Here is a 23,369-nt window from a genome sequence, read left to right on the forward strand (position 1 = left end):
GGCACGTCGACCCGGGCGCGGGATGCCGGCCCGGCGCAGGCGACCCTGCGTCAGCGTCCGCCCTGGGCGTCCGGTTCGTCCGGCAGCCGGGCGCCGGTGCCTGCCGGGGCGGTGCGCTGCTGCGGCAGCAGCGCGTCCAGCCGCAGCGGCCAGGAGGCGTCGACGACGGCCTGCGGGTCGCGGTCGCGGCGCAGCCACTTCTGGTAGCCGGTGGCCCAGTCGGTGTACCAGCGGATCTGGGAGCGGTGCAGGTCCCAGAGGTCGGCTTCGCCCGCTTCCGCGTACCGCTCGCCCAGGGCGCGGGCGACCCGGACGGCGGCGAGGGCGTCGGCGCCCGCCTCGTGCGCGTCGTCCAGCACCACCCCGTACACCGCGCAGGCGGCCTCCAGATTGCGCTTGCCCTTGCGGTACTTGTCCAGCGCCCGGTCCATGACCAGCGGGTCCAGGACCGGGCCGACGGCGGGGCCGGGGGCGCCGCCGAGGCCGGGCAGGTCGTGGCGGCGCAACTCTGCGGCGAGCAGGCTCAGGTCGAAGGGGGCGTTGTAGACGACGACCGGCACGCCGTCCGCCCAGTACTCGCGCAGCGCGCGGGCTATCTCGGCGACGGCCTCGCGGGCGGGGCGGCCTTCGGCCACGGCGCGCTCGGTCGTGATGCCGTGGATCGCCGTTGCGCCCTCGGGGATGGCCACGCCGGGATCGACGAGCCACTCCCGGTGCCGTATCGGCTCACCGCCCTTGACCTCGGTGACGGCGGCCGTGACGATCCGCGCCTCGTGCGGGTCCGTCCCCGTCGTCTCCAGGTCGAAGCCGACCAGCAGCTCCCGATGCCATGCCATGCGCCTACCTCCCACTGATCCCCCGTGTGCTCCGCCATCCTCTCGTGCACCACTGACAGTGGGTCCCCCGGGTCCGCGCCGCCCACCGGTGCTCCGGCTGCCGTGGGGGCCCCGGAGGTCAGGACACCGGCCGGGAGTCGGCCCAGACTCCTTCGAACTCCTCGCGGTAGACGTCGAAGAGGCCGGTGTGCTCGCCGCGCCGGTCGTCCTTGACGACATGGCGCGAGGGACCGCGCAGCACCATCACCGGAACCTCCATCCCCCGCGCCTTGCGCAGATAGGACTGGACGACGGCGAGTCCGTCGGCGCTGTCCCCGTCCACGAGGTACGCGGTGAAGCGCGGTGTCTCGTCGAAGACGCGGATCTCGAAGGCCGCCGGGTCGCGCAGCCGGGCCCGGACCCTGCGCATGTGCATGATGTTCATCTCGACGGAGCGGCTCAGCTCGCCGCGCCCGAGCCCCAGCTCGCGCTCACGGCGGCGGACGGCGCTGCTGGCGGGGTTGAGGAAGAGCAGCCGGACCCGGCAGCCGGTCTCCGCGAGCCGCATCAGCCGGCGGCCGGAGTAGTTCTGCACGAGGAGGTTCAGGCCGATGCCTATCGCGTCCAGCCGGTGCGCGGAGCCGAAGAGGTCCTCGGCGGGCAGCTGGCGCTGCAGCCGGACCCGGTCGGAGTAGACGCCGACGACGTCGGCGTAGCGGTCGGCGACCAGTTCCTCGACGACGTCGACGGGGAGCCGGTCGGCCGCGGCGTAGCCGGCCCCGGCGCCGAGGATGTCCAGCAGCCGGGCGGCGGCCCGTTCGGCCTGGGCGAGGACGGTGCGGGACAGCGCGCGGTTGCGGGAGACGACGTGCCGGGCGACCTCGAGCTCGTCGAGCGCCAGTTCGAGATCGCGGCGCTCGTCGAAGTACGGCTCGAAGCACGGCCAGTGCTGCACGACGAGTTCCCGCAGCTGCGGGAGGGTCAGAAAGCTGAGGATGTTGTCGTCGGCGGGGTCGAGCAGGAAGCCCTTGCGGCGGCTGACCTCACGGACGGCGGCAGCGCGCTGCACCCATTCGTGTCCTGCCGGGCCCGCCGCGGCGACGACCCACTCCTCGCCGTGCACGGGCTCGTAGATCGGGCGCAGCACGGCGTTCACGACGGCGCGCAGGCGCTGCTCGACGAGGTTGAGCCAGACGTAGGCCCGTCCGGCCCGGCTGGCACGGGTGCGCACCTCCGCCCAGGCGTCGGCGCCCCAGTCCAGTTCCGCTCCTATCTCCAACGGCTGCGCGAGAGTGACCGCGCCGGGCGCACCGTCGGCAGTGGCGCCGCTCCGGTCGCCCTGATCCCCGCCACTGGGGAGCACAAGGCCTCCCGACGTCACCACGCCACCGCCTCCCTCCCCCGTCCACGATCAAGGAAGGCTACTGCCCACCGGATGGCACCGCAGCCCTATCGACCCTACTTGACTACAACCGCACCGCGTCATCACCCTTGCGGTTTCCGGCTGTTGGGAGCCGGGCAGGCATACCGCACCCCTCCCAGGGAAGATCCCCCTTGCGCAAATGGCACTTTTGCGCCCACATCTACGCGAAGATGCAAGCGTTGACAACGATGTGACCGGGCGAACGGCCTACCGTCATCCGGTCCGGGAGTGGAAGAGTCGCGACATGCAAGTCTGGCCGGGTACGGCATATCCCCTCGGCGCCACGTACGACGGCGCGGGCACCAATTTCGCCCTCTTCTCCGAAGTAGCCGAACGCATCGAACTGTGTCTGCTGCACGACGACGGCTCCGAGACCGCCGTGGAACTGCGGGAGGCCGATGCCTTCGTGCGGCACGCCTATCTGCCGGGCGTGATGCCGGGCCAGCGGTACGGGTTCCGGGTGCACGGCCCCTACGAGCCGGCCAAGGGCCACCGCTGCAACTCGTCGAAGCTGCTGATGGACCCTTATGCGAAGGCCGTGAGCGGGTCCATCGACTGGGACGAGGCGGTGTACGGCTACCAGTTCGGACGGCCGGAGGTCCGCAACGACCAGGACTCGGCGCCGCACACCATGACCTCGGTGGTGGTGAACCCGTACTTCGACTGGTCCGACGACCGGCCCCCGCGGATCGACTACCACCGCATGGTGATCTACGAGGCCCACGTCAAGGGCCTGACGATGCTCCACCCCGACCTGCCCGAGGAGATCCGCGGCACCTACGCGGCCCTGGCGCACCCGTCGGTCATCGGCCACCTGGTGGAGCTGGGCGTCACGACCCTGGAGCTGATGCCGGTCCACCAGTTCGTGCTGGACCACCGGCTGGCGGACGCCGGGCTGAACAACTACTGGGGTTACAACACCATCGGTTTCTTCGCCCCGCACAACACCTACTCCTCGCTGGGCGACCGGGGCCAGCAGGTCCTGGAATTCAAGACGGCGGTGCGGGCGCTGCACGCCGCCGGCATCGAGGTCATCCTCGACGTGGTCTACAACCACACCGCCGAGGGCAGCCACCTGGGGCCGACGCTGTCCTTCCGGGGGCTCGACAACGCGTCGTACTACCGGCTGAGCGACGACAAGCGCTATTACATGGACACCACCGGGACCGGCAACTCGCTGCTGATGCGCAGTCCGCACGTATTGCAGATGATCATGGACTCGCTGCGCTACTGGGTCACCGAGATGCACGTGGACGGGTTCCGCTTCGACCTCGCGGCGACGCTGGCCCGGCAGTTCCACGAGGTGGACCGGCTGTCGTCCTTCTTCGACCTGGTGCAGCAGGACCCGGTGGTCAGCCAGGTCAAGCTGATCGCCGAGCCCTGGGACGTCGGGGAGGGCGGCTACCAGGTCGGCAACTTCCCGCCGCTGTGGGCCGAGTGGAACGGCAAGTTCCGCGACACGGTCCGGGACCTGTGGCGGGGCGAGAACGCCACCCTGGCGGAGTTCGCCTCCCGGCTGACCGGCTCCTCCGACCTCTACCAGGACGACGGCCGCCGCCCGCTGGCCTCCATCAACTTCGTCACCTGCCACGACGGTTTCACCCTCAACGACCTGGTCTCGTACAACGACAAGCACAACGAGGCCAACGGCGAGGACAACCGGGACGGCGAGAGCCACAACCGCTCGTGGAACTGCGGGGAGGAAGGCGAGAGCGACGATCCGGACATCCTGGCCCTGCGCGGCCGCCAGCTGCGCAACTTCATCGCCACCCTGATGCTCTCCCAGGGCGTCCCCATGCTCTCCCACGGCGACGAGTTCGGCCGCACCCAGCGCGGCAACAACAACGCGTACTGCCAGGACAACGAGCTGGCGTGGGTGAAGTGGCCGGAGGCGGACGACACCGGGGCGGCGCAGCTGCACGAGTTCATCCGCACCATGGTCTGGCTCCGCCGCGACCACCCCGTCTTCCGCCGCCGGCGCTTCTTCCACGGACGTCCGGTGGAGGGCACCCACGACGAACTCTCCGACATCGCCTGGTTCACCCCCGAGGGCGAGGAGATGGCCCAACGGGACTGGCAGGCGGCGCACGCCAAGTCGCTGGCGGTGTTCCTCAACGGCAGCGCGATCTCCGAGCCGGGCGCGCGCGGCGAGCGGATCACGGACGACTCCTTCCTGCTGCTGGTCAACGCGCAGGCCGAGGAGATGGAGTTCGTGGTCCCGGTCGACCACGGAAACGAGTGGCAGCTGGTCGTGGACACCGGCCGGCCCGAGGGCGTGGAGCCGGGCACCGGGAAGAAGGTCACGGCCGGCGACCGGCTGCACCTGACCGACCGGAGTCTGGTGGTGTTGCAACGGCCGGCGTAATCGATCGGCCGATGTGATCGTAGGACCGTGCGGCGGGGTACGCACTCCTGCATGACCCCGCCGACGGCCGCCGTGCCCACCGCCACCTACCGGCTGCAGCTGCAACCGGACTTCACGTTCGCCGATGCCGAGGCCGCGGTGCCCCGCCTCGCCGCGCTCGGCGTCTCCCATCTGCACCTGTCCCCGGTGCTCCAGGCCGCGCCCGGCTCCACGCACGGGTACGACGTGGTCGACCACACCCGTGTCAGCGAGGAGCTGGGCGGCGAAGAGGGGCTGCGGGCGCTGTCCCGCACCGCCCGCGCACACGGCCTCGGCCTCATCCTCGACACCGTGCCCAACCACATGGCGGTGCCGGTTCCGGAACACCTCAGCCGGCCGCTGTGGTCGGTACTGCGTGAAGGGACGGACTCCGCCTACGCCCGGTGGTTCGACATCGACTGGGCGGTTCTGGACGGCAGACTCCTGATGCCGGTCCTGGGCGCCCCGCTCGACGAGGTGCTGGACCGGCTGACCGTCGAGGACGACCCGGCGCTCGGCGAGCCGGTGCTGCGCTACTACGACCACGCCTTCCCGCTGCGTGCCGACACCGAGGGGCTGCCGCTGCGCGAACTGCTGGACGCCCAGTGGTACCGGCTGGCCCACTGGCGGGAGGCCAGGACCGATCTCAACTACCGGCGCTTCTTCACCATTTCCGACCTGATCGCGGTCCGGGTCGAGGACCCGGAGGTCTTCGACGCGACCCACGCCAAGCTCCTGGAACTGCTGCGCGACGGCGTCGCGGACGGCCTGCGCATCGACCACCCCGACGGCCTCGCCGACCCCGCCGGATATCTGCGCCGCCTCGCCGCCGCGTCCGACGGCCGCTGGACCGTCGTGGAGAAGATCCTCGGCCACGACGAACGGCTGCCCGCCGACTGGGCCTGCGCGGGGACCACCGGGTACGACGCGCTGGACCGGGTCGACGGGCTGTTCGCCGATCCGGCCGGGGTGGAGCGGATCACGGCGAACTACGCCGACTTCACCGGCCAGGAAGCCGACCGGGGCGGCGAGTGGGGGCCGACCGCGCGGCGCGCCGCGTACAAGATCGTGACCCAGGACCTGGCCGCCGAGGTCAGCCGACTCGGCCGCACCGCCGCCCGCGCGCTGCCCGGGCACGATCCGGCCGTGCTGCGCCGGGCCATCCGCGAACTGCTGGTCCGGCTGCCGGTCTACCGCCCCTACGTCGTGCCCGGCCAGGACGCGCCCGCCGAGGCCGTCACCCTGCTGGAGACCGCGGCCCGCGAGGCGGGCGTGCCGGCCGCGGCGGAGATCCGCGACCTCGCGCTCGGCGCGGACGCCGGGTTCGCGGTCCGCTTCGCCCAGGTCGCCTCGGCGCTGCACGCCAAGGCCGTCGAGGACACCGCCTTCTACCGCTGGTACCCGCTGCTGCCGCTCAACGAGGTCGGCCGCGACCCCGCGCACCCCACGACCACGCCCGAGGAGTTCCACGCGTTCTGCGCCCACCTGCAGCGCGACTGGCCGACGACCGGGACCGTGCTCTCCACCCACGACACCAAGCGCAGCGCCGACGTCCGCGCCCGGCTCGCCGCGATCTCGGAGCACCCGGCCCTGTGGCGGTCCTGGCTGCGCCGCGAATCGGACCATCTGCGGTCCTACTTCACCCGTACCGGCATCGAGCTCGTCGACCGGCACGCCGAGTACCTGGCCTGGCAGTACGCGGTGGTCTTCTGCAGCTACGCCGCCGAGGAGGTGGTCGCCTCGACGCTGCTGAAGTCGGAGCGCGAGGCGGGGCTGCGCACCAGTTGGACGGAGCAGGACACGGCGTACGAGAAGCGGCTCGACACCTTCGCCCGCGAGCTGATCACCGGGCCGACCTACTACGCGACCGCCGACATCTCCCGCGCGATCGCGGAGCCCTCCCGGGTCAACCGGCTCGGCGCGGTGCTGCTGCAGTTGACGATGCCGGGTGTGCCCGACATCTACCAGGGCGACGAACACCCCCAACTGCTCCTCGTCGACCCCGACAACCGCCGCCCCTACCAGCCGGCGGACCGTCGTGACGGCCCGAAGGAGCTGGTGACGACGACCGCGCTGCTGCTGCGCCGCGAGCACCCCGACTGGTTCGGCGCCGAGGCCACGTACGAGCCCCTGCACGCCACCGGTCCGGCCGCCGCGCACTGCCTCGCCTTTGCCAGGACCGGGCGCTCGGTCACCGCCGTCACCCGCCTCTCGCACGGCCTGGAACTGGCGGGCGGCTGGGGCGGCACCGAGCTGACGCTGCCGCCGGGCGACTGGACCGACCGGCTGACGGGCACCCACCACCGCGGCACCGTCCCCGTCGCGGACCTGTTCGCGACGCACCCGGTGGCGCTGCTCACGTCGTAGGGCTGCCGGGAAGGGCTCCCCGACCGGTGTCGGGGAGCCGGTGCCTGGCCGGGTCCCGGGGAACCGCTGCCCGGCGGGGGTCAGGGCAACGCCGTGCCCGGTGCGGACGCCCGGCCGGTGCGGCTCACGCCTGCCGGGTCGGCAGCACGACCACCTGGCGCAGGTTGACGTGCGCCGGCCGGCTGGCGACAAACCCGATGATGTCCGCGATCTCGTCCGACGACAGGGTGCCCATCTGCTCGAACATGCCGCCGAGCTGCGCCGACAACTCCTGGTTGTCGATGTGGTGGCCGAGCTCGGTGTCGGTCAGCCCCGGCTCGATGTTGGTGACGCGGACGTCGCGCGGCCCGAGTTCGGCGCGCAGCAACGTCGACAGGTGGGTGAGCGCGGCCTTGGTCGCCCCGTACACGGCGTAGTTGGGGAACGTGAGGTGTGCGCCGACCGAGGAGATGTTGACGAGGTCGGCCGGCCGGTGCTCGGCCGCCGCGGCGACGAGGTCGGCGGTGAAGGCGCGGATGATCCGCAGCACGCCCGTCACATTGGTGTCGATCATGCGGGACCACTCGTCGATCCGGCCGTCGTCGAGCGGGTTGGGCAGCATGACGCCCGCCGAGTTCACCACCAGGTCGACGGGCCCGTACGCCTGGTGGATCCGGTCGGCGGCGGCGTCCACGGACGCGCCGTCGGTGACGTCGACCGGTACGGCCAGCGCCTGCCCGCCGGCCGCGGCGATCTTCCCGGCCAGCTCGTCCAGCCGGTCCGCGCGGCGGGCCAGCAGCGCGACCCGGGCGCCGTGCGCGGCGAGCAGCCGGGCGGTGGCCTCCCCCATGCCGCTGGCGGCCCCGGTGACGACGGCGGTGCGGCCGGCGAGGTTGTCGTAACTCATGCGAGGTGCTCCCTGAAGTGGTGGTGCGGGGTGTCCTGCTGACGTGCTCCACTCTGCGGCCGGTCGCGGGGGCTACCCAGGGCTGTGGTTTTCCTGGGTCTGCCAGAACCAGGCAGGCTTCCGGCCGACGACCTAGGCTGCTGCGCATGGACAGTGATCTGAGCGGGTTCCTGCAGTCGCGCCGCGGCCGTATCCAGCCCGAGGACGTGGGGCTGCCGTCGCACGGCCGACGCCGGGTGCCGGGGCTGCGCCGCGAGGAGGTCGCCCAGCTCGCCGGGGTGAGCGTGGACTACTACATCCGGCTGGAGCAGGGCCGCGGCCACAACGTGTCCGACGCCGTACTCGACTCCATCGCGCGGGTGCTGCGGCTCGACGACACCGAGCAGGAGCACCTGCGGGCACTGGCCCGGCCGGCCCGTACCGCCCGGGCGGCGTCGCGCCCCAGCCTGCGGGTACGGCCCGGACTGCGGCTGCTGCTCGACATGATGAGCGGCCCGGCGTTCGTCCTGGGGCGGCGGATGGACGCCCTGGCGTGGAACGCGCTCGCCGACGCGGTCTGCGGATTCTCCGAGTACCCCGACGGCGAGTGCAACATCGCCCGGTCGGTCTTCCTCGACGAGCAGGCGCGCGGCCTGTACCCGGACTGGAACGCGGTGGCCGCCGAGACCGTCGCGTACCTGCGGCTGGACGCGGGACGGCACCCGGACGACCAGCGGATGGCCGCGCTGATCGGCGAGTTGTCGCTCAAGAGCGAGGAGTTCCGGCGGCTGTGGGCCGACCACCTCGTCGCGGAGAAGACGTACGGGGTGAAGCGGATCGCCCATCCGGTCGTCGGCGACCTGGAGTTCGGCTACGAGACGCTCGCGCTGCCCGGCGATCCGGACCAGACGCTCGTCGCGTACACCGTGGCGCCGGGCTCCACGACGGCCGAACGGCTGGCGCTGCTCGCCAGTTGGACCACGGCGCCGGCCGTCCGGCCGCGGTAGCGCCCCGGGGTGCACGGACAGCCGAACGGTGTCGAGACCGCCGAAAGGAACAAGTCCCCTGGGGGACCTGCCCATTCCGTTCCCGCTCGCGTCGGAGATCGCCCATACTCACCGGCGTGACCACCGACCACCTCGACTCCAGCGGCCAGGAGACCCTGCGGGTCAGCCCCCTGGAGCTCTTCTTCGACCTCGTCTTCGTCTTCACCGTCACCCAGCTCACCAGCAGCCTCGCCCACCATCTCGACGGGGGCGGGCTGCTGCGGGTCGTGATCATGCTCGCGTTGATCTGGTGGATGTACGACGCGTTCATCTGGCTCACCAACGCGATGCCGCCCACCACCCACAGCCGGCGCGGGCTGATGCTCGCCGGCATGGCCGGCTTCCTGATCATCTCGCTGGCGATCCCGCACGCCTTCGACGGCAGCGGTGTCGTCTTCGGCCTCGCCTACCTCTTCGTCATAGCCGTGCACTGCGGCACCTTCGCCGTCACCGGCGTGCCGCTGAGCTCGGTGGCCCGCATGGGCGGCCTGAACGTCCTCAACGCCGCCCTCGTCGTGATCGGCGGCTACCTCCAGGGCGGCATCCAACTGGGCCTGTGGACGGTGTCCCTGGCCATCCTGCTCGCCACGCCCCGGCTGGTGGGACTGGGGGAGTTCACCATCCGCTGCGGCCACTTCGTCGAGCGGCACGGCCTCATCATGATCGTGGCGTTCGGCGAGTCCGTGATCGCGATCGGTGTGGGCGTCGGTGACGCGCAACTCACCGCGGGACGGGTCAGCGCCGCCGTCCTGATGCTCTGCGTCTGCCTAGGGCTGTGGTGGGCGTACTTCGGCCACGGGGACGACGAGCGGGGCGAGCACGCCCTGGCGCGACTGCCCGCCGTCCAGCGGAACTTCGCGGCCGTGCGGATCTACAACCTGGGCCACTACGGCCTGCTGCTCGGCGTCCTGCTCTTCGCCGCGGGCGTCAAGGCGGCCGTCGGACACGCCGGCGACCACCTCGGGGACGCCCAGGCCTGGGCGCTCGCCGGCGGCATCGCGCTCTTCCTGGTCGCCGACGCCACCAACCGCCGCGCCATCGGCATCGGGCCGCTCCTCCCCCGGCTCTGCGCCGCGGGCCTGCTCGCCGCCACCGTCCCGCTCGGCACCCGCCTCACCGCGCTCACCCAGGTCGGCGGCGCCGTCCTGGTGCTGGCCCTGTGCTTCGGCTACGAGGAGCTGACCGCGCGCGGCGCGCCCGCGCCGGCCGGCACCGTCCAGGCGTAGCGGCGCTTCTCCCGGGAGGTGGCGCCGAGCCGGTCGTAGAAGCGGATGGCGCCCTCGTTCCACACCGGGGTGTTCCACTGCACCTCCTCGAGGCCGAGCGCCACCGCCTCGGCCGCGACCGCGTCGATGAGCAGCCGGCCGAGGCCCAGGCCGCGGTGGTCGCCGTCGAGGAACAGGCAGTCCATGTGCAGGTACTCGTGGCCGGACCACGTGGCGAACTCGGGGGTGCAGGTCGCGTAGCCGGCGAGGGAGCCGTCCCCCAGTTCCGCCACGAGGCAGATCAGCCGTGGCTCGGGACGGTCGAAGAGCGCGTCGGCGAGCCGTTCCGCGAAGCCTGCGGCGGGCGGGTCGGCCTGCTCGTAGACGGCATGGGCGATGGCGAGTTCCGCGACGCGGGGCAGGTCGGACCTGGTGGCGTGCCGGACGACGGGTACTGCCTGGCTCTGGATCATCCGGCCAAAATAGTCCCTGGACAGGCTCTCCGGGACCGGGCTACGGTAGGGCCACGCCCGTGATCATCATCGGAAGGAGGCGAGAGCGATGTACACCACCACCTGCCCGCGCTCCCGCCCTGCCGTCCGGGCGTCCCACATCTGACCGGGAGCGCACCACTCTCCCGAAGGATCCGCATGTCCGATCTGGTCATCCGTCCGCTCGTCGCGGGCGAAGCACCGCTTTTCCACTCCCTCGCCGACCCCGGCCTCGTCGGCCGCGCCATCCTCGGCGACCCGTACCGCATGGTCGCCGACGGCGGCGACTACCGCCCCGAATGGACCTGGGTCGCCCTGCGCGACGGCGTTGTCGTGGCCCGCGCCGCCTGGTGGGGAGGCCCCGGCGACGAGGGGCCGAAGGCGCTCGACTGGTTCGACTTCGCCGACGGCGAGGCCGACGCGGGGGTGCGGCTGCTCAGGGCCGCGCCGCTGTACGCCGAGTACGACCTGCTGCTGCCGCCCGGCTGGCGCGAGCTGCCGGAGTCGCTGGCCGCCGCCCGCGCCCGGATCGACGCCGTCACCGGGGCGGGCCTCCGGCAGCTCGTCGAGCGCTACCGCTACACCTGGACCGCGAACGACCCGCTGCCCGCGCGCACCGGGCGGCTGGAGTACCGGCCGGTGCCCGACGACGCGGCGGTCCTGGACGTGCTGCTGCGCATCCAGGAGGGCACCCTGGACGCGCACGACCGCGAAGCGATCGGGAAGAACGGCCCCGAGGCCGCCGCCCGGGAGAATCTGGACTTCTTCAACTGGCTCCCCTCACCGCGCGCATGGTGGCGGCTGGCCCACACCCCCGACGGCGAGTTGGCGGGCATCCACGTCCCGGCACGGAATCCGGCGGGGTGGGTCATCGGATACATCGGCGTCGTGCCGGAGCAGCGCGGGCACGGCTACGCCTACGACCTGCTGGTCGAGTGCACGCAGGACCTCGTGGAGCAGGGCGCGGACCGCATCGCGGCCGCCACCGACCAGGGCAACTTCCCGATGGCGGCGAACTTCGCGAAGGCGGGCTATCCGGTCTCCCAGGAGCGGATCAACTTCGTCTGATCCCGCCGCCGGGCGGCCGGGCCCTGATGCCCGGCCGCCCGCCGAACCGTAGGGTGCGAAGGTCCATGAAGGTCTGCGGAGTTCACTGAGGGCCCAGCAGGCCGACGGACGTGCCCGACGGAGCAAGCGGAGGAGCCGTAAGTGCTGTTCGAGGTGTGGGCGCCGAACGCGGCGCGCGTCGAGGTACTGACCGGGGACCGTACCCACCCGCTGGCGCCGGATCCGGCCCGCGCCGGCTGGTGGCGCGCCGAGGCGGAGGCCGGCCCGGACGGCCGCTACGCGTACCTGCTCGACGGCGGGCCGCCGCTGCCCGACCCGCGCTCGCGCCGCCAGCCGGAGGGGCCGGACGGCGCGAGCGCCGTCGTGGACCATGACGCCTACGACTGGACGCTGCCCTGGGACGGCCGCCCGCTGCCCGGCGCGGTCCTGTACGAGCTGCACGTCGGCACGTTCACCCGCGAGGGCACCTTCGACGCCGCGATCGGGCGCCTGCCGCACCTGGCCGCGCTGGGCGTCACCCATGTGGAGCTGATGCCCGTCTGCCCGTTCCCCGGCACCCATGGCTGGGGCTACGAGGGGGTCTCGCTGTGGGCCGTCCACGAGCCCTACGGAGGGCCCGACGGGCTCAAGCGGTTCGTGGACGCGGCCCACGGGTACGGACTCGGTGTGGTCCTGGACGTGGTCCACAACCACCTCGGACCGTCCGGTAACCACCTCCCGCCGTTCGGCCCCTACTTCACCGACCGGCACCACACCCCGTGGGGCGACGCCGTCAACCTCGACGCCCCGGGCTCCGACGAGGTGCGGGCGTTCCTCGTCGGCAGCGCACTGGCGTGGCTGCGCGACTACCACCTCGACGGGCTGCGGCTGGACGCCGTCCACGCGCTCGTCGACACGCGCGCCCGGCACTTCCTGGAGGAGCTGACGGAAGCGGTCGACGGGCTGTCCGAGTCGCTCGGCCGTCCGCTGTTCCTGATCGCCGAGTCCGACCTCAACGACCCGCGCACCACCACCCCGCGCGAGGCCGGCGGCCTCGGCCTGGCCGCGCAGTGGAACGACGACCTCCACCACTGCCTGCACACCGCGCTGACCGGTGAATCGCAGGGGTACTACGCCGACTTCGCGCGCGAGCCGCTGGCCGCGCTCGCCAAGACCCTGACCCGCGTCTTCTTCCACGACGGCACCTACTCGTCCTTCCGCGGCCGGAGCCACGGCCGCCCGGTGGACCGCGCGACGACCCCGGCCCACCGCTTCCTTGCCTACTCGCAGACCCATGACCAGATCGGCAACCGCGCCACCGGCGACCGGCTCACCCCGGACCAGCTCGCCCTCGCCGCCGCGATCGTCCTCACCTCGCCCTTCACCCCGATGCTCTTCATGGGCGAGGAGTGGGGCGCGGGCACGCCCTGGCAGTTCTTCACCGACCACCACGACGCGGAACTCGGCGCGGCCATCACCCGGGGCCGCCGCCGCGAGTTTGCCGGGCACGGCTGGGCCGCCGACGACATCCCCGACCCCCAGGACCCCGCCACCCGCCTGCGCTCCTGCCTCGACTGGTCGGAGCCCGGGCGCGCACCGCACGCCCGGCTGCTCGGCTGGTACCGCGACCTGATCGCACTGCGCCGGGCCGAACCGGAGCTGTCCGGCGCCGGGCTCCTGACGCCGCCGCCCGACATCGGCATCAGCGGCGACGTCCTCACCGTGCGGCGCGGGCGCTTCCTCACCGCGGTGAACCTCGCGGACGAGCCGTCGGCCGTCCCGCTCGCCGGCCCGTTCGCCGACAGGACCGCGGTCGTCACGGTCGCCGCGGCCTGGCTCCCCTGCGACCCGCCGGGCCCGGACGGCGTGCTGCACCTGCCCGGCCGCGCGGCCGTGGTGCTGCGCAGTACGGTGGACGGGTGACCGAGTGCTACGCCGACCCCGGCGAACCCGAGCCGGCCCCCGCCCCGCCCGTCGTCCAGGACGGGCCGCGCGCCGACTGCGTGCTGTGCGGCAGGCCCACGGAGTACCCGGCCTCGCAGCCCGGCATGACCATGTGCCCGGTCTGCGAGTGGCAGGAGGCGCAGCGCACCGCCTGTTCGGGGTAGGGCCTGTCCGGGGAGTCAGCTCGTGAGCAGCCGCGCCCGGCACTCCTCGAGGTCGAAATCGCCCTTCGGGTATTGCGGGTCCATCAGCTCCAGGTGTTCCAGCAGCAGTTTGCTGACCGCCCAGTTCCGGTACCACTTGCGGTCGGCGGGGACGACGTACCACGGGGCGGCGTCGGTGGAGCACTTCTCCAGCGCGACCTCGTACGCCTTCTGGTAATCGGGCCACAGGGCCCGTTCCTCGATGTCGCCGACATTGAACTTCCAGTGCTTCTCCGGGTTGTCGAGCCGCGCCAGCAACCGGTCGCGCTGCTCGTCGTGCCCGATGTGCAGGAAGATCTTGACGATGGTGACGCCGTCGTCGACGAGCGACTGCTCGAACGCGTTGATGGTCCGGTACCGCTTGGACCAGGTGGCGCGGGGCACCAGGTTCCGGACGCGGACGATCAGCACGTCCTCGTAGTGCGAGCGGTCGAAGATGCCGACCTCGCCGGGGCGGGGCAGCGCCCGGCGGATCCGCCAGAGGAAGGGGTGCTGCTTCTCCTCATGCGTCGGGGCCTTGAACGCGCGCATCCGCAGCCCGGACGGGTTGAACTGGCCGACGACGTGTTTGACCGTGCCGCCCTTGCCGGAGGTGTCCATGCCCTGCAGCACGAACAGCAGGGCGCGCGGGTCGCCCGCCGTGCTCTGCGCGTAGAGCCGTTCCTGCAGTTTCGCCAGGCGTACGCCCATCTCCGCGGTCTCGGCGAGCGCCTGCCTCTTGCTGGGCGGCCCGCCGGGGGTGGCGCGGGAGTCGTGCGCCTTCAGCCGGACCGGTTCGCCGCCCGGTGTCACCCGCAGCAGTGAACGGAGGTCGGCGATGGGACCGGCGTCGTCGCCGCCGGTCCCATCGCTCTTGCCCCTCTTATCGTGTTTGCCGCCCTTGCCGCGCTTCCCGTCCTTGGCCATGCCTTGATCCTGCGACGGATCAGGCGGAGGCGCCAGCGCCGGGCGGTTTCCCCTGGCCCTCGGCCTGGGGAACCCCGGCGTCGCGGGCGAGCGCGGTGAGGCGCGATATGGCCCGGAAGTACTTCTTGCGGTAGCCGCCGGCCAGCATCTCCGCGCTGAAGATCTGGTCGAACGCGGTGCCGGAGGCCGCCACGGGCACCTCGCGGTCGTACAGCCGGTCGGCGAGCACCACCAGCCGCAGCGCGGTGGCCTGGTCGGTCACCGGCTGCACGCCCCGCAGGAAGACGGCGTCGACGCCGTCGCACAGCGCGCCGTAGCGGCTGGGGTGGACCCGCGCCAGGTGGTCCAGGAGCGGGCCGAAGTCGTCGAGGGAGGCGCCCGGCGTGCGGTCCGCGAGCTCGGTGACCTGCCGGTCGGACCAGGGGGCCGGGGCCTCGGGGAGCCCGCGGTGCCGGTAGTCCTGGCCGTCGATGCGCAGCGGCAGGAAGCGGGAGGACAGTCCCTGGATCTCCCGCAGGAAGTCGGAGGCGGCGAAGCGGCCCTCGCCGAGCTTGCCGGGCAGCGTGTTCGACGTCGCGGCGAGCTTCACGCCCGCGTCGGCGAGCTTGCCGAGCAGGGAGGAGACCAGCACGGTGTCGCCCGGGTCGTCCAGCTCGAACTCGTCGATGCAGACCAGCCGGTGATTGCTCAGCGCCCGCACCGCCTGCTGGAAGCCGAGCGCCCCGACGAGGTTGGTGAGCTCCACGAACGTGCCGAACGCCTTCAGCTCGCGCGGCGCCGGGGCGGCGTGCCAGAGCGAGGCGAGCAGGTGGGTCTTGCCGACGCCGTACCCACCGTCGAGGTAGACCCCGCCGGGTCCGGCGGGTGCCGGGGGCTCACGCCGGAACCAGCGCCTCTTGCCGCCGTTGACCGCCGTCGCCCCGCCGAGGGTCGCCGCGAAGCCGCTGAGCGCCTTCACCGCGTCCGTCTGGCTCGGCTGGTCGGGATCCGGAAGGTAGTTGTCGAACCGGACGGTGTCGAAGCGCGGCGGCGGCACCATCTCGGCGACCAGCCGGTCCGCGGGCACCTGGGGCGTCCGGCCGCACAGGGTGGCCGGGCCTCCGGCGGCGGAAGCGGAACCGGTGGTCTGGGCGAGGGCGGAGACAGGGGTTGACACAACCATTCAGCCTAGTCCCTCCGGCACGGGGTGCCAGGGCAGTGTGGCGGACCCCACTCCCTTCCGGGTGCCCGCCGTCAGGAGCCCGGACGGTCCGGTCGTCGCCCCGGTAAGGGCCCCGTGCCAGACTGCGGGGCATGCGCCGCCTGTATCCCGTGCCCAGTGCCCGTCCCGCCCCCGGCGCCGCCGGGAGCCCCGCCGCGCCGGGGTCCCGGCCGCCGCAGGACCCCCTGGACCCACTCGACGGGCCGGCCTCCCCCGACGCGCTGGACTCCCTCGACGGGCTGGCCGACGCCTACGCGTATCCGGACCGGGCCGCCGGGCCGTGGCTGCGGGCGAACATGGTGGCCTCCCTGGACGGGGCCGCGTGGCACGAGGGGAAGTCGGAGGGACTGTCCTCGGCGGCCGACCTGCGGATCTTCGGGACGCTGCGGGCGCTGGCCGACGTGGTGGTCGTCGGCGCCGGGACGGTCCGGCAGGAGGGCTACCGGCCGGCGAAGGCGCGGGAGGCGTTCGCGGCGCGGCGGGCGGCCGCCGGCCAGTCGCCCGCGCCGGTGATCGCCGTCCTGAGCGCGAGCCTGGACCTGGACTTCTCGCTGCCGCTGTTCACCGCGCCGCTGGTCCCGACGCTGATCCTGACCGGCGCCACCGCGCCCCCCGACCGGGTGGCGGCCGCCACGAAGGCCGGCGCGCACGTCATCACGGCGGGCGACGGGGCCGGCGCCGATCCGGTGCGGGCCGTCCGCGAACTGGCGGCGCTGGGGCTCACCAGGATGCTGCACGAAGGCGGTCCGAGGTTGTTGGCACAGTTCACCGCCGCCGGGGTAGTCGATGAGCTGTGCCTGACCATCGCCCCGCTCCTGACTGCCGGGGATGCCCCACGGATCATGAACGGCCCCGGCGTCTCCGTGCCGGAGCGGTTCTCTCCGACCCTGATCCTCGAAGAGGACGGATTCCTGTTCACCCGTTACACCCGCGGCTGACAATCCGCGGAATATGCCGTTCCGTTTGCTGTCGCACGGGAAGACTTATCCCGCGTGCCCCGCACGATGTCGGGGCAGGGTGGTTTCTGTGGCGGCCCGGTGGCCCACGAGAAAGAAGGACCCGTCCGTGTTCACGACCGTACTCATGATCGAGAAGCCGCTCGCCCCTGCGGATGTGGAGCTCGTGACCACACTCCACGGTGACGAGCCCGTCTCCTTCGTCGTACTCATGCAGCCGCGCGGCGACCAGGACCGTCTTCTGCGGGCCGTGGACGACGTCGCCCTCGGCTACCTGGACGACGCCGCCAAGGAACACGAGGTGCTCGAAGGGCAGGAAGCCACCCTTCCGGCCGAGCGGGCCCTGAGCCATTCGCTCGCCTCGCTGCGCGCCACGGGCGCGGAGGCGGTCGGCGAGGTGGTCGAGGACCACCCGCTGGACCTGCTGAAGTCGGTCGTCGAGCAGACGCACGCCGACGAGGTGATCGTGCTGACCGCTCCGCACTTCGTGGAGGAGTTCTTCCACCGCGACTGGACGTCGCGGGCGCGGCACAAGGTGGGCGTCCCGGTCCTGAAGCTCTTCGCGCAGCACGACTAGCGGGTGCAGAGCCGGCCGTCGGTCATCTCCAGCACGCGGTCCGCACGGGTCATGAGCGCTCGGTCGTGGGTGACCATGACCGTCGCTGTGCCGTGCTCGGCGGTGACGCGGGCGAGCAGGTCGACGATCCGCGCGCCGCGTTCGTGGTCGAGGGCGGAGGTCGGTTCGTCGACCAGCAGGACCGCCGGGCGGCCGAAGAGCGCGCGGGCGATGTTCACCCGCTGGCGCTCCCCGCCGGACAGCTGGTGCGGCCGGCGGGCGCGCTTCGCCGCGTCCAGGCCGACCGAGTCGAGCAGCGTCCCGGCCCGCTCGCGAGCCGCGCGCACCGATCCGCCGCGCAGGTGCTCGACGACGAGCAGCTGCTCCAGCGCGGTCAGCGAACCGATCAGGTTCGACTGCTGGAAGACGATGCCGATGTGCTCGCGGCGCAGCGCGGTGCGCTCCTTGGCACTCAGCCGGGCGGTGTCCCGGCCGGCCACGACGACCCGCCCCGCGTCGGGTCGCAGCAGCGTCGCGGCCACCGCCAGGAGGCTGGACTTGCCGGAGCCCGACGGCCCGGCGACCGCCAGCAGTTCACCCGCCGCGACCTCCAGGGACACAGCGTCGAGCGCGGTCAGCCGGCGGTCCCCGTCCGGATAGGTGAGCCGGACGGAGTCGAGTGAGAGGGCGGTCATCGGTTGGCTCCCAGCGCGGTCAGCGGGTCGACGGAGGTGATGCGGAAGATCGCGAGGGCCGAGCCGGCCAGGCCGAGCAGCACCATGACCGCGACGGGTACGGCGACGGTGGCCGGGCCGACCGCGAAGGGCACCGCCGACGCGGCGAGCGCACCTCCCCCGGCGCCGATCGCGCCGCCGAGCAGCGCCCCGCCGCCCAGGACGGCCAGCGCCTGCGCGAGCGCGTCGCGCACCAGGTAGCCGCTGCTCGCTCCGACGGCCTTGAGCACCGCCACGTCGGGCTTGCGCTGCACGGTCCAGACCGTGAAGAACGCGCCGGTCACCAGGGCGCTCACCGCGAACAGGAACACCTGGATCAGCTGCAGGCTGAGGTGCTCGGCCTGGTAGCCGTCGATCCCCACGAGCGCGTCGCCGCGCGCGACGGTCCTGGTCCCCCGCGCCGCGTCGACCGCCCCGAGGTCCGCTCCCGAGTGCCGGACGGCGAGCACGGTGGCCTGCCGCTGCCCGCTGATCCGCTGCCAGGTGGCGAGGGTGGTCCAGACGGTCGCGGCGTGCCCGTACGAGCGGGTGGCGGTGATCCCCGACACCGTCAGCCTCTCGGTGCCGAGCCCCAGCGTCCCGCCGGGGCCGACGCCGTAGGTGTCCGCGACCGAGCGGCTCACCGCGACCTGGCCGTCGCGCGGGGCGCTGCCGGAGAGCAGCGGGGGCAGCAGGTCCGCCGAGCCCCCGAAGAGGCTCACCGAGCCCGCGGCGGCGGTGCCGGAGGCCCGGGTCATCGCGACGCCGAGCGGCTCCGCCGAGTCGACCCCGGGGGCGCCGGCCCAGGCCGCGGCCTGGGCGGGGCTGATCGTGCTGCTGCTGAACGACACCTCGGCGGCGGCCCCGGCCGGGGCGCCGAACACGATGTCGCCCACGGGCAGCTCGTCGACGGCCGACGAGGCGTCGCGTCCGAGCCCGCCCGTCAGGCCGTACAGGAACACGACGAGCGTGGTGATGAGGGTGACGACGACGCCCATGAGGGCGAACCGCCCCTTGGCGAATCTGATGTCACGGAGTGCGACGAACACGTTCTGGACCCTCCTGGGTCGGACTGCCCTGCGGTTCTCCCAGGCTGTCCGGCCGGGCCGCCGCTGCCATCGGGGAGAGGAGCGGTCCCGGAATCCATCGAAAGGTTGATGCCGCGGCCCGGCCCGGGGCGTCCGGCCCCCCGTACCCTTGGTGAATGTGAGCAACTCCGGCATATCCCTGGCCCAGGGGCGGCCCACCGGCCGCCGCACGCCCGAGGACACCCCCGCCCTGCGCCTGATGCGCGCCGCCCTGCACGGCATGTTCTTCGTGCTGCTCGCCGTGGCCCTCGGTCCCGTGGCGTTCGGCGGCGGACCGGTCGTGCTGCTGGTGCCGGGCCTGGCGCTCGGGCTGGTCTACGGCGCCGGGGTGGTGCGCGAGCGCCGGAATCCCTCACGGTCCTGGGTGCTGGGCTGGCTCGCGGCCGTGACCGTCCTGTGGATCGGGCTGCTGCTGGCCGACCGGGACTTCAGCTACGTCGTCTTCCCGCTCTTCTTCCTGTACCTGCACGTGCTGCCGCCGCGCTGGTCGCTGCCGGCCGTAGGCGCCGCGACCGCGCTGATCGTCGTCGTCCAGTCGCAGGGGCCGGGCGGCCTCACCGCCGCGAAGGTCATCGGGCCGTGCGCGGGCGCGGCCGTCGCCGTGCTGACCGCGTTCGGGTACGCGGCGCTGTACCGCGAGGGCCGGCAGCGCCAGCGGCTGATCGACGAGCTGACCAGGGCCCGGGACGAGCTGGCGGTGTCGCAGCGCGAGGCGGGCGTGCTCGCGGAGCGGCAGCGGCTGGCCCGGGAGATCCACGACACGCTGGCACAGGGGCTGTCCAGCATCGTGCTGCTGGCCCGCGCGGCGGACAGCGCGCTGCGGGCCGGCGGCGCGGGCGCGGGGACGGCGAGCGAGCGGATCCAGGAGGCCGGGCGCACGGCGTCGGAGAACCTCGCCGAGGCCCGCCGCTTCGTACGCGACCTCACCCCGCCCGCCCTGCAGGACGCCGCCCTGCCGGAGGCGCTGCGCCGCATCACGGACGGTTTCGGATCCGGCCCGCAGTCCTCCCCGTACCCCGCCCCGAAGATCGTCTTCCGGCTGGACGGCGATCCCTACCCGCTGCCCATCGACGCGGAGATTGCCCTGCTGCGGCTCACCCAGGAGGCGCTGGCCAACGTCGCCCGCCACGCACGGGCCCGCAACGCCGCGGTGACACTGGCCTTCCTCGACGGCCAGGTCACGCTGGACGTGTACGACGACGGGGTCGGCTTCACCCCGCAGGCCCCCGGCGCCGGGCCCGCGGCCGGTGAGCGCGTCTCCTTCGGCCTGCACGGGATGCGCGAGCGCATCGCCGGGCTCGGCGGCACCCTGACCGTCGAGTCCGCGCCGGGCGAGGGCACGGCCGTCGCGGCGGCGCTGCCGGTGGCCGCGGGCGGCACGGCGGTCCCGGAACCGGACGCACAGCCGGCGCTGGTCACGGTGGACCGGTGATCCGCATCCTGATCGTCGACGATCACCCCGTCGTACGGCGTGGCCTGCGCGCCATGGTCGACGACCTGCCGGAACTGGAGGCGGTCGGCGAGGCCGCCGACGGCGCCGAGGCGCTGCGGCTGCTGGCCGACGGGGCCGTACCGCACCCCGGCGTGGTCCTGATGGATCTGCAGATGGGCGCGGGCATGCACGGGGTGGAGGCCACCCGCCGGATCACCGCGCTGCCGGACCCGCCCGCCGTCCTCATCCTGACCACGTACAGCACCGACGCCGACATCCTGGCGGCCGTCGAGGCGGGCGCCACCGGCTATCTGCTCAAGGACGCGCCTCCCGAGGAGGTCGCCGCGGCCGTCCGCTGCGCCGCGCGGGGAGAGACCGTCCTGGCGCCGCCGGTCGCCGCCCGGCTGCTGGGAAGGGTCAGGTCCGGGCGGCCCGCCCTGTCGCCGCGCGAGGGCGAGATCCTGCGGCTGCTCGCCGAGGGGCTGGCCAACAAGCAGATCTCCCGCCGGCTGTTCATCAGCGAGGCCACGGTCAAGACCCACCTGGTGCACATCTACGACAAGCTCGACGTCGACAGCCGCACGGGCGCCATCGCGGCCGGGCTCAGCAGCGGCCTGATCAGGGCCTCCTGACCGGACGCCTGCCCGGTGCCGACGGCGCTGCACCGGGCGTGCGGGGGGAAGTGCGAGAATCGGGACCGCAGGCAAGCCGTTCGAGACGTCCCGGGAGATCCACGTATGAGCCCCACCATTCCCTCCACGATGGACCGACCGCACTTCATCGGCATCGGCGGAGCCGGAATGTCGGGGATCGCCAAGATCCTCGCGCAGCGCGGCGCCAAGGTCGCGGGCAGCGACGCGAAGGACTCCGAGACGGCCGAGGCCCTGCGTGCGCTGGGGGTCGCGGTGCGCATCGGCCATGACGCCCGGCATCTGGCCGCCGACGCGACCTGCGTGGTCGTCTCCAGCGCCATCCGCGCGGAGAACCCGGAGCTGGCGGCGGCCGCCGAGCGCGGCGTCCCGGTGGTGCACCGGTCCGACGCGCTGGCCGCGCTGATGGACGGCACCCGCCCGATCGCGGTGGCCGGCACCCACGGCAAGACCACCACCACCTCGATGCTCGCGGTCAGCCTCACCGCGCTCGGCCTCGACCCCTCGTACGCCATCGGCGGCGACCTGGACGCGCCCGGCTCCAACGCCCACCACGGCGGCGGCGAGATCTTCGTCGCGGAGGCGGATGAAAGCGACCGCAGCTTCCACAAGTACGCCCCCGAGGTCGCGATCATCCTCAACGTCGAGTTGGACCACCACGCCAACTACGCGTCGATGGACGAGATCTACGACTCCTTCGAGACGTTCGTCGGCCGGATCCGTCCCGGCGGCACGCTCGTCGTCTCCGCCGACCAGGCGGGCGCCGTCGAGCTGACCTCGCGGGTCCGCGACATCGGCGGGCTGAACATCGTCACTGTCGGTGAGTCCGAGAGCGCCGACCTGCGCATCACCAAGATCAACCAGCGGGGTCTGACGAGCGAGGTCACCGTCCTGCTCGACGGGCGGATGCTCACCTTCACCGTCTCCGTGCCCGGCCGGCACTACGCGCACAACGCGGTGGCCGCGCTCGCCGCCGGCATCGCGCTCGGCACCCCCGCACGCAACCTGGCCTCGGCGCTCGCCAAGTACACCGGCGTCCGGCGCCGCCTGCAGCTCAAGGGCGAGGCGGCCGGCGTCCAGGTGATCGACTCCTACGCCCACCACCCCACCGAGATGACCGCCGACCTGGAGGCCATCAAGGGGGCTGCCGCCGGGGCAAGGGTCCTCGTGGTCTTCCAGCCCCACCTGTTCAGCCGCACCCGCGAGCTGGGCGTCGAGATGGGGCAGGCGCTGGCGCTGGCCGACGCCTCCGTGGTGCTGGACATCTACCCGGCCCGCGAGGACCCGATCCCCGGCGTCACCAGCGCCCTGATCATCGACGCGGCGACCGCCGCGGGCGCCGACGTGACGGCCGAGCACGCCAAGGACGCGATCCCGGACGTGATCGCCGGAATGGCGAAGCCCGGCGACCTTGTTCTCACTATGGGCGCGGGCGACGTGACCGACCTCGGTCCGCTCATCCTGTCCCGCCTGGAGAGCCAGAACTGAGGAGCAACGGCATGCCGTACGAAGTCGAGAAGTCCGACGAGCAGTGGCGCGAGGAGCTGTCCCCGCAGGAGTACGCGGTCCTGCGCGAGGCCGGCACCGAGCGACCCTTCGTCGGCGAGTACACCGACACCAGGACCACCGGTGTGTACTCCTGCCGCGCCTGCGGCTCCGAGCTCTTCCGCTCGGACACGAAGTTCGAGTCGCACTGCGGCTGGCCCTCGTTCTACGACCCGGCCGACTCGGCCGCCGTCGAGCTGATCGAGGACCGCAGCATGGGCGCGGTGCGCACCGAGGTCCGCTGTGCGAAGTGCGGGTCCCACCTCGGCCACGTCTTCGCGGGCGAGGGGTACGGCACACCCACCGACCAGCGCTACTGCATCAACTCGATCTCGCTGACACTGGCTCCGCAGGAGTGACGCACCGGGAGTGATCCCGTAGCCACGGGCCGCGCATCCAGGGGGTGCGCGGCCCGGTCCGCACGCGGCGCGAGCAGGCATTCAGGCACCTCACATCACGGCGCCTCGCAATGGTCACGTCAAGTCCAACCGGCGCGGCGATGAAGTACCCATGACGATCCTGGAGTCCTTCGC

Annotated in this window: 21 protein-coding genes; 13 read left to right on the forward strand and 8 right to left on the reverse strand. The window is 72.8% G+C overall.

Annotated features, from left to right (window positions below; translation table 11 throughout):
* Nucleotides 1-50: 50 nt before the first annotated feature.
* Nucleotides 51-836, reverse strand: a complete 786-nt coding sequence (locus O3X23_RS34880; protein ID WP_269276570.1) for a 3'-5' exonuclease — start codon at nt 834-836, stop codon at nt 51-53.
* Nucleotides 837-954: 118 nt separating this feature from the next.
* Nucleotides 955-2,196 carry an SAV2148 family HEPN domain-containing protein gene (locus tag O3X23_RS34885; protein ID WP_269276599.1) on the reverse strand — a complete coding sequence of 414 codons (1,242 nt, stop codon included), beginning with the start codon at nt 2,194-2,196 and terminating at the stop codon, nt 955-957.
* A 286-nt stretch (nt 2,197-2,482) separates the two neighbouring features.
* Between O3X23_RS34885 and glgX the strand changes: the two genes are divergently transcribed.
* Nucleotides 2,483-4,603 (forward strand): glycogen debranching protein GlgX, encoded by a 2,121-nt coding sequence (gene glgX, locus O3X23_RS34890; RefSeq protein ID WP_269276572.1) that lies wholly within the window; start codon nt 2,483-2,485, stop codon nt 4,601-4,603.
* A gap of 51 nt (nt 4,604-4,654) precedes the next feature.
* Nucleotides 4,655-6,988, forward strand: coding sequence for a malto-oligosyltrehalose synthase (treY, locus tag O3X23_RS34895; RefSeq protein ID WP_269276574.1), 2,334 nt, complete (start codon nt 4,655-4,657; stop codon nt 6,986-6,988).
* Between the two features lie 124 nt (nt 6,989-7,112).
* On the opposite strand, the gene O3X23_RS34900 is transcribed toward treY, so the two are convergent.
* Nucleotides 7,113-7,874, reverse strand: a complete 762-nt coding sequence (locus O3X23_RS34900) for an SDR family oxidoreductase (RefSeq protein ID WP_269276576.1) — start codon at nt 7,872-7,874, stop codon at nt 7,113-7,115.
* A gap of 5 nt (nt 7,875-7,879) precedes the next feature.
* On the opposite strand from O3X23_RS34900, the gene O3X23_RS34905 reads away from it, so the two are divergent.
* Together O3X23_RS34905 and O3X23_RS34910 are read left to right on the forward strand one after the other, a co-directional pair.
* Nucleotides 7,880-8,860 carry a helix-turn-helix transcriptional regulator gene (locus O3X23_RS34905; protein ID WP_443048068.1) on the forward strand — a complete coding sequence of 327 codons (981 nt, stop codon included), beginning with the start codon at nt 7,880-7,882 and terminating at the stop codon, nt 8,858-8,860.
* A 116-nt stretch (nt 8,861-8,976) separates the two neighbouring features.
* Nucleotides 8,977-10,125, forward strand: coding sequence for a low temperature requirement protein A (locus O3X23_RS34910; RefSeq protein WP_269276579.1), 1,149 nt, complete (start codon nt 8,977-8,979; stop codon nt 10,123-10,125).
* On the opposite strand, the gene O3X23_RS34915 is transcribed toward O3X23_RS34910, so the two are convergent.
* Complete coding sequence (locus tag O3X23_RS34915; protein ID WP_269276580.1) at nt 10,068-10,577, reverse strand: GNAT family N-acetyltransferase; 510 nt, start codon at nt 10,575-10,577, stop codon at nt 10,068-10,070. The two genes, O3X23_RS34910 and O3X23_RS34915, sit on opposite strands and share 58 nt — an antisense overlap.
* A gap of 177 nt (nt 10,578-10,754) precedes the next feature.
* Between O3X23_RS34915 and O3X23_RS34920 the strand changes: the two genes are divergently transcribed.
* The 3 genes from O3X23_RS34920 to O3X23_RS34930 all read left to right on the forward strand — a co-directional run bounded on the left by O3X23_RS34920 (nt 10,755) and on the right by O3X23_RS34930 (nt 13,750).
* Nucleotides 10,755-11,663 carry a GNAT family N-acetyltransferase gene (locus tag O3X23_RS34920; protein ID WP_269276581.1) on the forward strand — a complete coding sequence of 303 codons (909 nt, stop codon included), beginning with the start codon at nt 10,755-10,757 and terminating at the stop codon, nt 11,661-11,663.
* Between the two features lie 141 nt (nt 11,664-11,804).
* Nucleotides 11,805-13,565 (forward strand): malto-oligosyltrehalose trehalohydrolase, encoded by a 1,761-nt coding sequence (gene treZ / locus O3X23_RS34925; protein WP_269276582.1) that lies wholly within the window; start codon nt 11,805-11,807, stop codon nt 13,563-13,565.
* Entirely contained in the window at nt 13,562-13,750 is a 189-nt protein-coding gene (locus tag O3X23_RS34930) for a hypothetical protein (RefSeq protein ID WP_269276583.1), read from the forward strand. The genes treZ and O3X23_RS34930 overlap by 4 nt, the downstream gene beginning before the upstream one ends.
* Nucleotides 13,751-13,765: 15 nt before the next feature.
* On the opposite strand, the gene O3X23_RS34935 is transcribed toward O3X23_RS34930, so the two are convergent.
* Nucleotides 13,766-14,695 (reverse strand): polyphosphate kinase 2 family protein, encoded by a 930-nt coding sequence (locus O3X23_RS34935; RefSeq protein ID WP_269276584.1) that lies wholly within the window; start codon nt 14,693-14,695, stop codon nt 13,766-13,768.
* Nucleotides 14,696-14,714: 19 nt separating this feature from the next.
* Nucleotides 14,715-15,851 (reverse strand): cell division protein ZapE, encoded by a 1,137-nt coding sequence (gene zapE, locus O3X23_RS34940; protein ID WP_269276585.1) that lies wholly within the window; start codon nt 15,849-15,851, stop codon nt 14,715-14,717.
* A gap of 137 nt (nt 15,852-15,988) precedes the next feature.
* Between zapE and O3X23_RS34945 the strand changes: the two genes are divergently transcribed.
* Together O3X23_RS34945 and O3X23_RS34950 are read left to right on the forward strand one after the other, a co-directional pair.
* Nucleotides 15,989-16,834: a pyrimidine reductase family protein gene (locus O3X23_RS34945; RefSeq protein WP_269276586.1), complete on the forward strand. Its 846-nt coding sequence runs from the start codon at nt 15,989-15,991 to the stop codon at nt 16,832-16,834.
* Nucleotides 16,835-16,961: 127 nt separating this feature from the next.
* Nucleotides 16,962-17,429 carry an indole-3-glycerol phosphate synthase gene (locus tag O3X23_RS34950; RefSeq protein WP_269276587.1) on the forward strand — a complete coding sequence of 156 codons (468 nt, stop codon included), beginning with the start codon at nt 16,962-16,964 and terminating at the stop codon, nt 17,427-17,429.
* Here O3X23_RS34950 and O3X23_RS34955 read toward each other — a convergent pair.
* Both O3X23_RS34955 and O3X23_RS34960 read right to left on the reverse strand, forming a co-directional pair.
* A complete protein-coding gene (locus tag O3X23_RS34955; protein WP_269276588.1) occupies nt 17,426-18,103 on the reverse strand; it encodes an ABC transporter ATP-binding protein in 678 nt (225 codons plus the stop codon). The genes O3X23_RS34950 and O3X23_RS34955 overlap by 4 nt on opposite strands.
* Nucleotides 18,100-19,170, reverse strand: a complete 1,071-nt coding sequence (locus tag O3X23_RS34960; RefSeq protein WP_269276589.1) for an FtsX-like permease family protein — start codon at nt 19,168-19,170, stop codon at nt 18,100-18,102. The genes O3X23_RS34955 and O3X23_RS34960 overlap by 4 nt, the downstream gene beginning before the upstream one ends.
* A gap of 157 nt (nt 19,171-19,327) precedes the next feature.
* Here O3X23_RS34960 and O3X23_RS34965 point away from each other — a divergent pair, with 157 nt between their 5' ends.
* The 4 genes from O3X23_RS34965 to msrB all read left to right on the forward strand — a co-directional run bounded on the left by O3X23_RS34965 (nt 19,328) and on the right by msrB (nt 23,195).
* Nucleotides 19,328-20,641 carry a sensor histidine kinase gene (locus O3X23_RS34965; RefSeq protein WP_331283981.1) on the forward strand — a complete coding sequence of 438 codons (1,314 nt, stop codon included), beginning with the start codon at nt 19,328-19,330 and terminating at the stop codon, nt 20,639-20,641.
* Complete coding sequence (locus tag O3X23_RS34970) at nt 20,638-21,273, forward strand: response regulator (RefSeq protein WP_269276590.1); 636 nt, start codon at nt 20,638-20,640, stop codon at nt 21,271-21,273. The genes O3X23_RS34965 and O3X23_RS34970 overlap by 4 nt, the downstream gene beginning before the upstream one ends.
* 105 nt (nt 21,274-21,378) lie before the next feature.
* The gene (gene murC / locus O3X23_RS34975) at nt 21,379-22,779 is read left to right on the forward strand and encodes a UDP-N-acetylmuramate--L-alanine ligase (protein WP_269276591.1); all 1,401 of its coding nucleotides are present in this window, start codon (nt 21,379-21,381) and stop codon (nt 22,777-22,779) included.
* 11 nt (nt 22,780-22,790) lie between these two features.
* Nucleotides 22,791-23,195 carry a peptide-methionine (R)-S-oxide reductase MsrB gene (gene msrB, locus O3X23_RS34980; RefSeq protein ID WP_269276592.1) on the forward strand — a complete coding sequence of 135 codons (405 nt, stop codon included), beginning with the start codon at nt 22,791-22,793 and terminating at the stop codon, nt 23,193-23,195.
* The last annotated feature ends 174 nt before the right edge of the window (nt 23,196-23,369 follow it).

Source organism: Streptomyces sp. H39-S7 (genome assembly GCF_027158205.1).
GTDB lineage: Bacteria > Actinomycetota > Actinomycetes > Streptomycetales > Streptomycetaceae > Actinacidiphila.